Below are 15,712 nucleotides of genomic sequence, written 5' to 3' on the forward strand. Positions count from 1 at the left end.
TTAAAAATAAAATCCGAATGATGCTTTTACTGCAAATTTGTTAGCATTTGGCATATCTAAATAGCTTCCACGCCATGCAAAGTCGATTCTCAAAACCTTGAATATATTTCCAATACCTGCGTGATATTCCCAATACAAATCCTCTGGTGCAACATAATTTAGACCAGATGCATTGATCAATCTATTTTCATCTGAAACTCTTCCGTAAACTCCTTTTATTCCAATTATTTCTCTTAAGTTTAGTTTTCTAAAATAAGGGATTCTTGAGAAAAGCTTTCCATTGAAGTGATGCTCAAAATGCAAAGATGCATATTCGTCAGCCACAAACTCATACCAATCTAGTAAGTTATATGTATTTTCAATGATGAAGTAAGATTGATTTCCAGGAACAACACCCATTAACCCTAAAGGAACCTCATTAAATATTTTTCCAGTCTCAAAAGTTGTAAAAAGCCTACCAAATCCTCCTACTAAAACAGGTTGTCTGTAATAGAATTGTAATTTTTGATAATCGAAATCACTATCTAACACCCCTTTAAACCCTTGGCTGTAACTTAAGAAAACTCGTGCATAATTGTTATCTACTTCAAGTCTGTCAACTCCATAGCCAACTGTCTTCCTTCCTGGAGTATAATCTAATTGTAAATTTACTTCAGATTGTTTTACATCACTTTTAATATTTGTTAGTAAATCGTCAGTGTAATAATCTAAACTAAATGTATTTGAAGCAGATACTAATGTTCTATATGACAGGTTGGTTTTAAAAGTAACGTTTTTTACAAATTCAATTTCTGCGCCTATATTCGTTAAATTAATAGATGTTAATTTGTCATTAACGCCACTTGCAAAAAAAGACGATGAAGCAAAACTTCTACCTAAAACATCATTTGAAGTCGTTAAACTAACTCCCATTTGTTCTACATCTCTCCTGTTTCCGATAGAGAGGATTAACCTATTTTTAGTATTAACCATCCATTTTGCGGAAATTCCATATTTGAACTTATTGTCTTTAAAACCATAAGCTGTATAGCCCTGAATTCTCCATTTGTCATTTGGTCCAAAATAAGTTCTACCCCCAATTCTTAGTCTTTGTCCTTCTACATCATTGTATCCAAAAGTTGAAAAAATGGGGCCAAAATCAAAATTTCCGTATTGAATGTATCCGCTACCTAATATTGTGGCTAAGTTGTAAATTCGCTTAAATCTTGGAACAGTTTCAAGTGTATCAAGCATTTTATATATACCAGATTCATTTTCGTTGAGCTCTTCAAACCTATTCTCTTGCCAATATTCTTCAGGTTTATTAAAAACGCTATTGTCGTAAAAATTAACTTCTTCTTTATAAAATTTATCTTCTTTTGGAATGTCAAATTCATGATTTTTCACAACAGTTGTTCTTTTTCCGTAAACTCCTTTTGATTCTTCTTTCTTAGAGAAACTAAAATCACTCATCATGTGGTCTCTTTTTAATAAGAAAACAGAATCATTTAAAACATCGAATTCTTGTTCGATATAAATTTCTTTAACCCAGTTAATATTTGCACTTTTACTAGCTTCAAGGTTGATTTTTTTAATTGCCCAAGTAGAGTCATTTACCCAAAAAGAGCCTTTAAAAGTTAATTCGTTTTTTCTTCTAGGATAATATACTATGTGATAACACCATTTATTGTCGATAAATGAACTATCATTTAAAACGTAGTTATATACATTTATTCCAGTTCTTGATAGAGGACTTACAAAATCTTTGTCGAAGAATTTTAAATAATTATCATAAATATCATAATTAGCGTAAAGATCTTTTATAAATGTGTTTACTCCGTCGCCATTTCCAAAGCCAGAATTTTTTGTAGCTTTTAATATTTCTTTCTCTTTTTTGATGACATTGTCTCCGTATACTTCACTGACACTTTCGTTAATAAAAATAGGTAAGTATGTTTTTCCTGTAATTCTAGACGTATCAACATTGTCAAAAATAAACTCCATTCCTTTGAATATTTTACTATTCATAAAGGCACTATCAAGGGTATTCATGTCAAATTCTACCTTCTCGTACTTATCATATTTGTACTGCTTAAACATATGAAGGCCGTTTTTCCTTTTACGTTCCCATATTTTTCTTAAGATGTCTAATGCAGGATTGTTCTTTTTTGAAGTTTTCCCAGTATATACTACAACTTCTTTTAATGTGGTTCCCTCACTAAGTTTAACAAGTAAGTTTTTATTTAATCCAGGTTTTAATTTAATTTCTTTAGTTTCAAAACCAACGAAAGAAACTACTAAAATTTCATAATCTTTTTTAGCTTCAAAATAAAAGTTTCCATTTTCATCTGTTATGACTCCTTCTATGGAGTTTTTGAAAAACACATTAGCAAAAGCAATCGGTTCATTAAATTCATCTACAACTTTACCTCCAACTTTAGATTGTGCAAAAAGTGTTGTTGTAAATAATAAGAAGAAAAATAATATGTTTTTCATTGTATTTCTTGTGTGGTCTTTTAAACAAAAAACTTCATCAGTAATACTGATGAAGTTCCAAATATAGTAAGTTATTATTTATTTATAAGTAACTTTTTTTACTGCCTTAACTACATCATCAGCATTTGGCAACCATTCTTTTAATAAAACTGGCGAATATGGCGCAGGAGTATCTGCAGTTGTAATTCTTTGAATAGGCGCATCTAAAAAGTCGAATGCACGTTCTTGAACCATGTATGTGATTTCCGAAGCTACACTAGCAAATGGCCAAGCTTCTTCTAAAACGACTAATCGATTTGTTTTCTTAACTGAATTTATTATCGTGTCATAATCCATCGGACGAACTGTTCTTAAATCAATAATTTCACAAGAAATTCCTTCCTTTACTAATTCATCAGCAGCAAGAAAAGCTTCTTTGATTATTTTACCAAATGAAACAATCGTTACATCAGTTCCTTCTCTTTTAATGTCAGCAACTCCTAAAGGCAACACATAATCTCCTTCAGGCACTTCGCCTTTATCTCCATACATTTGTTCTGATTCCATAAAGATAACCGGATCATTATCTCTAATAGCAGCTTTTAATAAACCTTTAGCGTCATATACATTTGAAGGCACAACAACTTTTAAACCTGGTGTATTTGCAAACCAGTTTTCAAATGCTTGTGAATGTGTTGCTCCTAACTGGCCTGCCGAAGCTGTTGGTCCACGAAAAACAATAGGCATGTTGAATTGTCCTCCAGACATCTGACGCATTTTTGCGGCATTATTAATAATTTGATCAATACCAACTAATGAAAAGTTAAATGTCATGAATTCAACAATAGGACGGTTTCCATTCATCGCTGAGCCTACAGCAATTCCGGCAAAACCTAATTCAGCAATTGGTGTATCTATAACTCTTTTTGGACCAAATTCATCAAGCATTCCTTTAGATGCCTTATAAGCACCGTTGTATTCAGCAACTTCTTCACCCATTAAATAAATAGATTCATCACGACGCATTTCTTCACTCATTGCCTCACAAACAGCTTCTCTAAATTGTATAGTTCTCATTAAATTTGACTTATTTAATTTGTTTTGAAAGGCAAAAATAGTAAAAATTATATTATATATATCTCAAAAAAAAGGCTTAAAAGATGTTATTTACTATTTTGTAAAGCAAATGTTTAATTTTAAGATAATTTTATTATGCGTGCATAGTATTTATTTTGATTTTATTTTGTAATTTCGTGGCGTTAATATTCACTTATAAAAATAGAAAATGAAAATATTAGTTTGCATCAGTCACGTGCCTGATACTACCTCAAAAATCAATTTCACTAATGGTGATACAGAGTTTGACACAAATGGTGTTCAATTTGTAATTAATCCTAATGATGAGTTTGGTTTAACTAAGGCTGTGATCTTAAAAGAACAAAGTGGAGCAAGTGTAACGGTTGTCAATGTTGGAGGAGCTGACGCTGAAGCTACATTAAGAAAAGCATTAGCTATTGGTGCTGATGAAGCAATAAGAGTAAATGCAATCCCCACAGACGGAATGTTTGTTGCTAAACAACTTGCTGAAGTTGCAAAACAAGGTAATTATGATTTGATAATTGCTGGAAAAGAATCATTAGACTATAATGGCGGAATGGTTCCTGGAATGTTATCCTCTTTTTTAGGATTTAATTTTATTAATTCATGTACTGGTTTAGAAATAGATGGTTCTAATGTAAAAGCGACTAGAGAAATAGATGGAGGAAAAGAAACTTTATCAACTAGTTTACCTTTAATTGTTGGAGGACAAAAAGGCCTTGTTGAAGAAAAAGATTTAAGAATTCCAAACATGAGAGGTATAATGATGGCCCGATCGAAAGCTTTAACTGTTATTGAGCCTACTTCAGATGCTGCAGCAACAAAAGCAGTTAAATTTGAAAAACCTGCTCCTAAATCTGCAGTTAAATTAGTTTCTGCTGATAATTTAGATGAGTTAGTAAGTTTATTACATAACGAAGCAAAAGTGATTTAAGAATTAGCATTTTATAATCACTATAACTTAAAAAATTTAAATAGATATGTCTATATTAATATATGCTGAATCAGCAGAAGGAAAAATTAAAAAAGTAGCTTTTGAATTAGCTTCTTACGCAAAGAAAGTTGCAGAATCTATGGGTACTTCTGTAACAGCTGTAACTGTAAACGCATCAGATGTTTCTGAATTATCTAAATATGGCGTTAACAAAGTTCTTAAAATATCAAATGACAAATTAAATTCATTTAACGCAAAGGCTTATGCAGATGTGGTAAAACAAGCTGCTGAAAAGGAAGGAGCTAAATTACTTGTTTTATCTTCAACTACAGACAGTTTATATCTTGCCCCACTAGTATCTGTGGGTTTAAACGCAGGTTATGCTTCAAATGTTGTTGCATTACCAGTTAGCACATCACCATTTCAAGTAAAAAGAACTGCTTTTTCAAATAAAGCATTTAATGTGACTGAAATTGGGACTGAATTCAAAGTAATTGGAATTGCTAAAAACTCTTTTGGATTAATTGAAACTTCTTCAACTTTAACAGAAGAAGATTTTAATCCTACTTTAAATGATAATGACTTTGGAGTAAAAGTAGAAAGCGTTGAAAAAGTATCTGGAAAAGTTACTATTGCTGATGCTGATATTGTAGTTTCTGCAGGTCGCGGAATGAAAGGTCCAGAAAACTGGGGAATGATTGAAGAATTAGCTTCTGTTCTTGGTGCTGCAACTGCTTGTTCAAAACCAGTTTCTGATATTGGATGGAGACCACATAGTGAACACGTTGGACAAACTGGAAAGCCAGTTGCCGCAAATTTATATATTGCTGTAGGAATTTCTGGAGCAATACAGCATATTGCAGGAATTAATTCTTCTAAAGTAAAAGTAGTTATCAATACAGATGCAGATGCACCTTTCTTTAAAGTTGCAGATTATGGTATTGTTGGTGATGCTTTTGAAGTTGTGCCAGCGCTAATTGAAAAATTAAAAGCTTTTAAAGCAAACAACGCTTAATAAATACAAACTTATTTAAGGAGCCATTTAACTTTGATACATGTTATCTTTGTTTAAATGGCTCTTTTTTTTATTTTTGACCACATATCATTAAAAAGCATTTTGGGTTTATTATATTTGTAATAGATTATAGTCTAAATTAAGTATGTTTATTTTTAAAAGAACATGCAAAAGGTATTGAATTAATAAAATATGAGTTTAGTAAAACTAACTATAAAGGGGATTTCATACAGTCAAACTCAAAATGGAGCTTATGCTTTAATTTTAAATGAAGTTGATGGAGAGCGAAAGTTGCCTATTGTAATTGGTGCTTTTGAAGCACAATCTATTGCTATAGCATTAGAAAAAGAAATAAAACCACCAAGACCTTTAACCCACGATTTATTTAAAAATTTTGCAGATAGATTTGACATCATCGTAAAACAAGTAATTATTCATAAATTAGTTGACGGCGTTTTCTTTTCTAGTATTATTTGCGAAAGAGATAAAATAGAAGAAATTATTGACGCAAGAACTTCTGATGCAATTGCTTTAGCATTACGTTTTAATGCACCAATTTTTACCTATAAAAATATATTGGATAAAGCCGGAATATATCTTCAAATTAATCCAACTGAAGCCGAAAAGACAGAGATTGAAAAAGATGGTTCATTAACAGAAACCGAGGTTTTTGGAGATGTTGAAGATACTATATCAAATGTTGAAGACTACACTTCAAACACTTTAGAAGAACTATATAGCAAGTTAGAAACAGCTGTTCAAAATGAAGACTACGAAAGAGCAGCTAAAATTAGAGATGAAATCTCAAAAAAAGAATCTTAAAAAATAATCAACGCGTAACATGATAAAAAAAATAATTTTAACATTAGTGATTTGTCTTGGTTTTTTGACAATGAATGCTCAAGAAATTGAAAAAAAATGGCAATTAGGCGCTAACGATTATTTAGAGCTAAATGAAGGAAGTTATCAATTGAAATTATCGTCTGATAGTTTGTTTCAAAAAGGAGATTACTTAGTTCAAGATAAGTATTTATTTTTATTTGAAAATAATTCCGATTCACCTACAAAAAGATTCGTAATTGAAGCTGCAACAGACACTACTTTAACTCTAAAAACTAAAGGAAAAGCATATTCTTTTTTTGCCTCAAATAAAGTAAAAGAGCCAAAGAGTGAGGCTGTTTTAATTCCAAGTGGAGGCATGACTGCGACAGGAATTGGTCGTGGTTTTTTAGGAATGATAGCTCTTTTTGGAGTGGCATTTTTATTCAGCGCAAACAGAAAAGCAATTAATTGGAAAACAGTTGGAATTGGTTTGTTTGCACAATTAGTGTTGGCTTTTGGAATACTTAAAGTTGCTTTTGTTCAAATGTTTTTTGATATCGTAGGTAAAATGTTCACCAAAGTATTAGAGTTTACTCGTGCTGGAAGTGAATTTCTTCTTGGCGGAATGATGGACATTAAGAGTTTTGGATTCATTTTTCTTTTTCAAGTATTACCTACAATTATATTCTTTTCAGCTTTAACATCGTTATTATTCTATTTAGGAATAATTCAAATTGTTGTAAAATTCATGGCTAAAGGATTAACAAAACTTTTGAAAATTTCTGGAGCAGAAAGTTTATCTGTAGCAGGAAATATCTTTTTAGGACAAACGGAAGCCCCTTTGTTGATAAAAGCTTATTTAGAAAAAATGAATAAAAGTGAAATTCTACTTGTAATGATTGGCGGAATGGCTACTGTAGCAGGTGGAGTACTGGCTGCTTATATAGGGTTTTTAGGAGGAGGAGACAAAGTGCTTGAAGCCGAGTTTGCTCGACATTTATTAGCCGCTTCAGTTATGGCTGCTCCAGGAGCAATTGTGATTTCAAAAATTTTATATCCTCAAACAGAAATAATCAATACAGAAGTTGAAGTAACAAAAGATAAAATAGGTTCTAACGTATTAGATGCTATTGCAACTGGTACTACTGAAGGATTGAAATTAGCAGCAAACGTTGCAGCAATGTTATTAGTATTTATTGCTTTTATAGCATTAATAAATTTTACACTTGGAAAAGTCGGAGCCTTAACCGGTTTGAATGCTTTAATATCTGAATATACTCCATATACTGCTTTTTCACTCGAAACTATTTTAGGAATTATCTTTTCGCCATTAATGTGGTTAATTGGTGTTGCAAAAGAAGATATGATGTTAATGGGACAATTATTAGGAATTAAATTAGCCGCTTCAGAGTTTGTTGGATACATTCAACTTGCTGAATTGAAAAATGTAGCTAATGATATTCATTTTACTTTCGAAAAATCAGTAATAATGGCAACCTATATGTTGTGTGGATTTGCCAACTTTGCTTCTATTGGAATTCAAATTGGTGGAATTGGTTCTTTAGCTCCAAACCAACGTAAAACACTGTCAGAATTTGGCTTGAAAGCTGTAATTGGAGGAAGTTTAGCTTCTCTTTTATCGGCTACAATTGCTGGAATGATTATTGGATAATTACTAAACAAACAAAATGAAACAGTATCACGATTTAGTTAAGCACGTTTTAGAAAACGGAAATCAAAAAGGCGATAGAACAGGAACAGGAACATTAAGTGTTTTTGGTTATCAAATGCGTTTTGATCTAAGTGAAGGTTTTCCAATGGTTACAACAAAAAAACTTCATTTAAAATCAATTATTCATGAATTACTTTGGTTTTTAAATGGCGATACGAATATTAAATATCTTCAAGAAAACGGAGTTAAAATTTGGGATGCATGGGCTGATGAAAATGGTGACTTAGGTCCAGTTTACGGTCATCAATGGCGCAACTGGAACAGTGAGGAAATTGACCAAATTAAAGAATTAATAGACACTTTAAAATCTAATCCAAACAGCAGAAGAATGCTCGTTTCCGCTTGGAACCCAAGTGTTTTACCCGACACCTCTGTTTCTTTCTCGGAAAATGTAGCAAATAATAAAGCAGCTTTGCCACCGTGCCATGCGTTTTTCCAATTTTATGTTGCCGATGGTAAGTTAAGTTGTCAATTGTACCAAAGAAGTGCCGATATATTCTTAGGAGTTCCTTTTAATATTGCATCTTATGCATTATTAACCATGATGATTGCGCAAGTTTGTGATTTACAAGTGGGAGAGTTCATCCACACTTTTGGCGATGCTCATATTTATAACAATCATATAGAACAGTTAGAATTACAGCTTACAAGAGAATGTAGAGCACTTCCAATGATGAAAATTAATCCAGAAGTGAAAGATATTTTGAAATTTACTTTTGACGATTTTACTTTAGAAGGTTACGATCCTCATCCTCATATTAAAGGCGCTGTTGCTGTTTAAATTAGTTTAAATGAAAAACATAATATTTATTATTCTTTTATTTTTACCTGTTTGTTTATTCAGCCAAGTTGAAGTACCAGTAGAAGAAAATATTAAAGAATTTACATTTGTGCCAATTGAAGAAATTCCTGTTTTTCCTGGCTGTGAAAATATTGAGAGAAAAGAAAGTATAGATTGTTTTAATAATAAAATGAGCGAACATATTAAAGCAAATTTTAAATATCCAAAAAAAGCATTAAGACGTAATATTCAAGGTAGAGTTAATGTTGTTTTTATCATTAATAAAGAAGGGAATGTTGTTGATGTTCAAACAAGAGGTGCTGATCCTATTTTACAAACAGAAGCAAGAAGAATATTTTCATTATTACCAAAAATGAAACCTGGCATTCAAAGAGGTAAGCCTGTTAATGTTAGATATGCTATGCCACTTAATTTTAAATTGAAATAATATGCTTACAATAATCACTGCTGCTTCAGAAAACAATGCTCTTGGAAAAGACAATGATTTGGTTTGGCATTTGCCAGATGATTTTAAACGTTTCAAAGCATTAACAACAGGTCATTTTATTATAATGGGAAGAAAAACATTTGAAAGTTTTCCAAAGCCATTGCCAAACAGAACGCATATTATTATTACACGTCAAAAAGATTATGTTGTTCCTGATGGTTGTATTGTGGTGAGTAGCTTAAAGAAAGCGATTGATATTTGCCCTAAAGATGAAGAAAGTTTCATAATTGGAGGCGGACAAATATACAAGCAATCTATTGATGATGCTGACAAAATAGAGTTAACAAGGGTGCATACTTGCATCGATGCAGATACTTTTTTTCCTGAAATTGATGCCGAAAAATGGGAATTAGTTAGTGAAGAATTTCATCCTAAAGACGAAAAGCATAAATACGACTTTACTTATTTAACGTATGTTAAAGCTTAATTAATTTAACAAATTGATTAATAATTGTATTTTTGTCTTTCAAAATAAAAAACATGTCAAAAAACATTACACCATATAAAGATTCAGATTTAGGTAAAAAAGAGCAAGTGGCTCAAATGTTTGATACAATTTCTGGAAATTATGACGATTTAAATAGAGTAATTTCTTTTGGAATCGATGTAAAATGGCGTAAAAAAGTGCTAAAATTAGTAGCGGCAAAAAATCCAAACACGGTTTTAGATATTGCAACTGGAACTGGCGATTTAGCAATTTTAATGACAAGTACTTCAGCTGAAGAAATAATCGGTTTAGATATTTCTGCAGGAATGCTTGAAGTTGGAAAAAAGAAAATTACTGAAAGAAAATTAGACTCAAAAATTCAAATGGTTTTAGGCGATAGTGAAAATATTCCTTATCCGGATAATTATTTTGATGCTATTACTGTTGCATTTGGAGTAAGGAATTTTGAAACTTTAGAAAAAGGTTTGGCTGAAATTTTAAGGGTTTTAAAACCAAACGGTGTTTTTGTAATTCTTGAAACATCTGTTCCAACAAAATTCCCTTTTAAACAAGGATATGCTTTTCATTCAAAATTCATCTTACCTTTAGTTGGTAAATTGTTCTCAAAAGACAAAGCGGCTTATACCTATTTATCTGATTCTGCTAATTTATTTCCTTTTGGAGAAGCTTTAAACAATATTTTAAGAAAAGTTGGGTTTATAGATGTAGAACATTTACTACAAACATTTGGTGTGGCAACAATTTATCATGCATCTAAAAAGTAACATGAAAAAGTATATTTTTTTATTTTTAATTTCTTCATCTCTATATTCTCAAGGAGGAATGTTTGGCAAAGATCCTATAATAAATAAGGAGAATTTTGACAAGCAAAAAATGCATTATGGCTATTATTTAGGTTTTAACAATTTAGGCTTTAAAACTGATTATTTGTCTGTGGGTCAAGATATTGAAGTACAAAACACAATCGGATTTAATGTTGGTTTAGTTGGGAATTTACGATTGACTGAATTTGTTGATTTTAGATTTGAACCTGGACTGATTATTACACAAAGAAATTTAACCTATCCAAATATAGCAGATCCTGTTGACCAATTAAGAGAAGTAAAATCAACTTATATATATTTTCCATTTATACTTAAATTTTCATCTAAACGAACAGGAAACATAAGGCCTTATCTAACTGCAGGATTAGCTACTGCTTTAAACCTCGGAAGTAATGCAGATTCTCCAGATGACAATTCAAATGACAGATTTAGAATGACAAAATGGAGTAATTTCTACGAACTTGGATTTGGAATTGATTTGTACTTTGAGTATTTTAAATTTTCGCCAACTATTAAAGGTATATTTAGTATGAATGACGAATTAATAAGAGATAATGATCCTAATAGCCCTTGGACAGGCAATGTACAAGAAATGAAAACAAGAGGGATTTTTATTAATTTCATGTTTCATTAAAATTAATTTGGTCTTTTAAATTCGTTTAAAATTATTGCAGTTGCAGTCGCAACGTTTAAACTTTCTGTAAGCTGTAAATTTCCAAATCTTGGAATAGAAATTCTTTCTGAAACTATTTTTTCAATTGTTGAAGAAATTCCATTAGCTTCATTTCCCATTACAATAATTCCTTCATGAGGTAAGGATTCATTATAGATAGACTTTCCATCCATGAATGTTCCAAAAACAGGAATCTTTGATTCTTTTAATTCATTCTCTAAATTACAATAAACAATAGAAACACGACTTATTGACCCCATAGTTGCTTGGATAACTTTAGGATTGTAAACATCAACAGTTTCTTCAGAACATAATAATGTTTCAATTCCAAACCAATCACAAAGTCTTATAATTGTTCCCAAATTACCTGGGTCTCTTATCGAATCTAGTGCTAAAACAAGTCCGTTTAATTCAATTTTTATATTTTCTGGAATTGAAAAAGTAGCTAAACAAGTATTCGGAGTTGTAAGTGCGCTTATTTTTTTTAAGTCAGCTTGTGTTATGGCATGTATTTTGCCAGTTTTTAAATTAGAAAAATCATTTTGAGTAGTAAATAAATCATTCAGTTTATAATTGGCATCAATCAATTCTTGAATTACCTTTACACCTTCAGCAATAAATAATTTATGTTGTTTACGAAATTTTTTTTGCTGTAAACTTGTAATAAGCTTAATTTGGTTTTTACTAACCATAAAAATTGTATTTTTGACTAACTTTTTAATGAATTGAAAAAATATTTACCAAAAATAGCATTATTATTTCTAACAGTAAGCATATTCTTTTCATGCTCTATAGTAAGAAATGTTTCTGACGGAAATCAATTATTAACTAAAAATGAAATTTTGGTTAATGAAGAGGTTGTCAATACCGAAATAACAGATGGTATTTTACTACAAAAACCAAATAGTAAGTTTTTTGGTTTCCCATTGAGACTCTCACTTTATAATTTAGCCAAAAAAAATCCAGATTCATCTTATAGTAATTGGCTGAACAGAAAGCCCAATAGAAAAGAGAATCTTGCTAAACTTCTTTCCGCTAAACAAGTAGATCGATTAGGAAAGTCTTTTTTTGTTTCTGGTTTTAGTAATTTTTTAAAGAAAACAGGCGAAAAACCTGTAGTTATTGATCCCAAAAAGACAAATAAAACCATAGAGAGATTTAAAATATATTATTCTAATCAAGGATATTTTAATTCTAAAATTGAAACGTCTATAGATTCTGTTGGAAACAAAAAGGGCAAATTAACTTATAAAATAACAACAGGAGAAGCAACATATTTAGATTCAATTTCAAGATATATAGAAACCCCTGAATTAGATGAGTTGTTTACTCAAACTGGAAAACAATCTAAAATTAAAAAAGGGAATAGGTTTAAACAATTAGACTTTGAAGAAGAAAGAAATAGAATAACAAAAGAATTTAGAAATAATGGTGTTTATCATTTTCAAGTTAACCACGTAAAATATGACATTATAACTTTTGACACCATAAATAAAATAAATGCAGAATTAATTATTGAGGATAGAGATGTTAAAAAAGGAGATTCTTTAATTAAAACACCTTTTAAAATATACTACATCAGTGATGTAAATATCTACACAGTAAATCCAAGTAAGAAAGATTTAGATAAATTTAGAGACAGCGTTACTTATAAAAATTACAATATCTATAGTGATGGCAAATTAAATTATAAACCAAAGGCGCTAACAAATGCAATATTTATTGAAAAGGGTAATTTATTTAGCGATAATGACAGAACGTTAACTTCACGGTCAATAAGTAATTTAAAAACATTTAATTTTCCTAACATAGAATACATTGAAGACCCAAACGATGAAAACGGATTAATTGCAAACATTTATTTAATCCCTAGAAAAAAATACAGTTGGTCGCCATCTATTGATGTAACTTACTCAAATATAATAAACTTTGGTATTTCTGGAAGCATGTCTGCTACTTGGAGAAATCTTTTTAAAGGTGCTGAAATTTTAGAGCTATCTACAAGAGGGCAAATAGGTTCATCTAAAGATTTTGCAAATCCAAATGATAGATTTTTTAATATTTCAGAAATAGGAGCCGATGCTAAAATTACTTTTCCAAGAATTTTTTTCCCACTAAGTACAAAGAAGATAATAAAAAAAGAAATGTTACCAACAACTCAGATGAGTGTTGGGTTAACTAGACAAAGAAATATTGGTTTAGATAAAAGCAACTTCAATGGAGTTTTAGGCTATAATTGGTTACCAAAAGAAAATGTTTCTGCCCGTTTTGATTTGTTGAATATTCAATATGTTCAAAACTTAAATGTGGGTAATTATTTTAATGTATACACATCTTCATACGATCGATTAAATGATTTAGCTCAATTGTATAATACAAATATAAATTATGTTGACACAAACGGAAATTTAACCTCTCCTGGAGCGGTTGCATTTATTGAAGATGTAGTCACAGGAGGAACATCTTTAGCACCTTCAGACAATGACTATCAGTCAATTCGAAGTATTGGTGAAAGAAGAAAAAGATTGATTGAGAACAACTTAATTATTTCTTCGAGTTTTACTTATAATATGACCACTCAAAAAGGTTTTGTAGATAATAACTTTTACTCCATAAAAGGAAAAATTGAGACAGCCGGTAATTTAGCTTCCCTAATTGCAAAGGAAGTGAATGAACCTCTAAGTGAAAACAGTAAAGAAACTCTTTTAGGTGTTGAATATGCTCAATATTTCAAAACCGAGTTTGAATATATAAAACATTGGAGCCTTGGACGACAAAAAGTATTTGCTATAAGAAATTTTGCAGGGATTGCAATTCCTTATGGTAATGCTAATTCAATTCCTTTTTCTCGAAGTTATTTTGCCGGAGGATCAAATGACAACAGAGGCTGGCAGGCATACACTTTGGGGCCAGGAAAAAGTGGAGCTATAAATGATTTTAACGAGGCTAACTTTAAAATTGCCTTTAGTGGAGAATATAGGACTAGATTATTTGGAAATTTACACGGAGCCCTTTTTGTTGACATGGGGAATATCTGGAATTTTTCAGATCATGTAGATGATGAAGACTACACATTCAATGGGTTAAAATCATTAATGGACATAGCGGTAGGTTCTGGATTTGGAATCAGATATGATTTTAATTATTTTGTATTTAGATTAGATTTTGGATATAAAACATATAATCCTGCTAAAGAACAAAAGGAACGTTGGTTAAGAGACATAAATTTTAGCCGTACAGTTTTAAATTTCGGAATTAATTACCCATTCTAATTTTTTAAATTATTATTTTTGTCAAATAAACAAACTAAACAACTATGAACCATTCTATAAAACCCGGTGTTGCAACTGGAGATCAAGTACAAGAAATTTTTAGATATGCTAAGGAAAAAGGCTTTGCCTTGCCAGCGGTAAATGTAACAGGTTCAAGTACTGTTAATGGTGTTTTAGAAACAGCAGCTAAATTAAATGCCCCCGTTATTATTCAGTTTTCAAATGGAGGAGCTTCTTTTAATGCAGGAAAAGGTTTGTCAAATGAAAATCAAAAATCTGCTATCTTAGGTGGAATTGCAGGCGCTAAGCATATCCATACATTAGCTGAGGCATATGGAGCTACAGTTATTTTGCATACAGATCATTGTGCTAAAAATTTATTACCTTGGATTGATGGGTTATTAGATGCTTCAGAAATACACTTTAAAGAAACAGGCAAACCCCTATATAGTTCTCACATGATAGATTTATCAGAAGAACCTATTGAAGAAAATATTGAGATTTCTAAAAGATATTTAGAGCGCATGAGCAAAATGGGAATGACTTTGGAAATTGAGCTTGGAATAACAGGTGGTGAAGAAGATGGAGTTGACAATTCAGATGTAGATAGTTCTAAACTATATACACAACCAGAAGAAGTAGCTTATGCTTATGAAGAGTTAATGAAAGTAAGTCCTAGATTTACAATAGCAGCTGCTTTTGGTAACGTTCACGGTGTTTACAAACCAGGAAATGTAAAGCTAACCCCAAAGATTTTAAAGAATTCACAAGAGTTTATCCAGAAAAATTATAATACAAGCTCAAATCCAATTGATTTTGTATTTCATGGTGGAAGTGGTTCTACTCTAGAGGAAATTAGAGAAGCTATTTCTTATGGAGTTATAAAAATGAATATTGATACCGATTTGCAATTTGCTTTTACAGAAGGAGTTCGTGATTATGTAACTTCAAAAATTGACTATTTAAAAACACAGATAGGCAGTCCTGATGGAGATGATGTTCCAAATAAAAAACATTACGATCCAAGAAAATGGATTCGCGAAGGAGAATTAACTTTTAATAAAAGATTAGAACAAGCATTTGCTGATCTAAACAATATAAACACATTATAATTAACAATTGATAATTGATAATTTTCATTATACATTAAA

At 30.9% G+C, this 15,712-nt stretch carries 14 protein-coding genes; 11 read left to right on the forward strand and 3 right to left on the reverse strand.

Annotated features, from left to right (window positions below; genetic code table 11):
• A complete protein-coding gene (locus tag ACQ65T_RS01835; protein ID WP_430399404.1) occupies positions 1–2,475 on the reverse strand; it encodes a DUF5686 family protein in 2,475 nt (824 codons plus the stop codon).
• A 78-nt stretch (positions 2,476–2,553) separates the two neighbouring features.
• Entirely contained in the window at positions 2,554–3,570 is a 1,017-nt protein-coding gene (locus tag ACQ65T_RS01840) for a pyruvate dehydrogenase complex E1 component subunit beta (protein ID WP_430401300.1), read from the reverse strand.
• Positions 3,571–3,739: 169 nt separating this feature from the next.
• On the opposite strand from ACQ65T_RS01840, the gene ACQ65T_RS01845 reads away from it, so the two are divergent.
• The 9 genes from ACQ65T_RS01845 to ACQ65T_RS01885 all read left to right on the forward strand — a co-directional run bounded on the left by ACQ65T_RS01845 (position 3,740) and on the right by ACQ65T_RS01885 (position 11,250).
• Positions 3,740–4,486 (forward strand): electron transfer flavoprotein subunit beta/FixA family protein, encoded by a 747-nt coding sequence (locus ACQ65T_RS01845; RefSeq protein WP_430399405.1) that lies wholly within the window; start codon positions 3,740–3,742, stop codon positions 4,484–4,486.
• Positions 4,487–4,532: 46 nt separating this feature from the next.
• Positions 4,533–5,501 carry an electron transfer flavoprotein subunit alpha/FixB family protein gene (locus ACQ65T_RS01850; protein ID WP_430399406.1) on the forward strand — a complete coding sequence of 323 codons (969 nt, stop codon included), beginning with the start codon at positions 4,533–4,535 and terminating at the stop codon, positions 5,499–5,501.
• Positions 5,502–5,693: 192 nt separating this feature from the next.
• Positions 5,694–6,323, forward strand: a complete 630-nt coding sequence (locus tag ACQ65T_RS01855; RefSeq protein WP_430399407.1) for a bifunctional nuclease domain-containing protein — start codon at positions 5,694–5,696, stop codon at positions 6,321–6,323.
• A gap of 19 nt (positions 6,324–6,342) precedes the next feature.
• Positions 6,343–7,995: a NupC/NupG family nucleoside CNT transporter gene (locus ACQ65T_RS01860; RefSeq protein WP_430399408.1), complete on the forward strand. Its 1,653-nt coding sequence runs from the start codon at positions 6,343–6,345 to the stop codon at positions 7,993–7,995.
• Between the two features lie 16 nt (positions 7,996–8,011).
• Positions 8,012–8,836, forward strand: a complete 825-nt coding sequence (locus tag ACQ65T_RS01865; protein ID WP_430399409.1) for a thymidylate synthase — start codon at positions 8,012–8,014, stop codon at positions 8,834–8,836.
• A 10-nt stretch (positions 8,837–8,846) separates the two neighbouring features.
• Positions 8,847–9,284, forward strand: coding sequence for an energy transducer TonB (locus ACQ65T_RS01870; RefSeq protein WP_430399410.1), 438 nt, complete (start codon positions 8,847–8,849; stop codon positions 9,282–9,284).
• A 1-nt stretch (position 9,285) separates the two neighbouring features.
• Complete coding sequence (locus tag ACQ65T_RS01875; RefSeq protein WP_430399411.1) at positions 9,286–9,771, forward strand: dihydrofolate reductase; 486 nt, start codon at positions 9,286–9,288, stop codon at positions 9,769–9,771.
• A gap of 53 nt (positions 9,772–9,824) precedes the next feature.
• Positions 9,825–10,556, forward strand: coding sequence for a bifunctional demethylmenaquinone methyltransferase/2-methoxy-6-polyprenyl-1,4-benzoquinol methylase UbiE (gene ubiE / locus ACQ65T_RS01880; RefSeq protein ID WP_430399412.1), 732 nt, complete (start codon positions 9,825–9,827; stop codon positions 10,554–10,556).
• Between the two features lies 1 nt (position 10,557).
• Positions 10,558–11,250, forward strand: a complete 693-nt coding sequence (locus tag ACQ65T_RS01885) for a porin family protein (protein WP_430399413.1) — start codon at positions 10,558–10,560, stop codon at positions 11,248–11,250.
• Positions 11,251–11,252: 2 nt separating this feature from the next.
• Here ACQ65T_RS01885 and ACQ65T_RS01890 read toward each other — a convergent pair whose 3' ends face one another.
• Positions 11,253–11,981, reverse strand: a complete 729-nt coding sequence (locus ACQ65T_RS01890; RefSeq protein ID WP_430399414.1) for a TrmH family RNA methyltransferase — start codon at positions 11,979–11,981, stop codon at positions 11,253–11,255.
• A 33-nt stretch (positions 11,982–12,014) separates the two neighbouring features.
• On the opposite strand from ACQ65T_RS01890, the gene ACQ65T_RS01895 reads away from it, so the two are divergent.
• The gene (locus ACQ65T_RS01895; protein WP_430399415.1) at positions 12,015–14,561 is read left to right on the forward strand and encodes a BamA/TamA family outer membrane protein; all 2,547 of its coding nucleotides are present in this window, start codon (positions 12,015–12,017) and stop codon (positions 14,559–14,561) included.
• A 44-nt stretch (positions 14,562–14,605) separates the two neighbouring features.
• Complete coding sequence (fbaA, locus tag ACQ65T_RS01900) at positions 14,606–15,673, forward strand: class II fructose-bisphosphate aldolase (RefSeq protein ID WP_430399416.1); 1,068 nt, start codon at positions 14,606–14,608, stop codon at positions 15,671–15,673.
• The last annotated feature ends 39 nt before the right edge of the window (positions 15,674–15,712 follow it).

Origin of the sequence: Flavobacterium sp., from assembly GCF_965284515.1 — a bacterium.
Lineage (GTDB): Bacteria > Bacteroidota > Bacteroidia > Flavobacteriales > Flavobacteriaceae > Flavobacterium.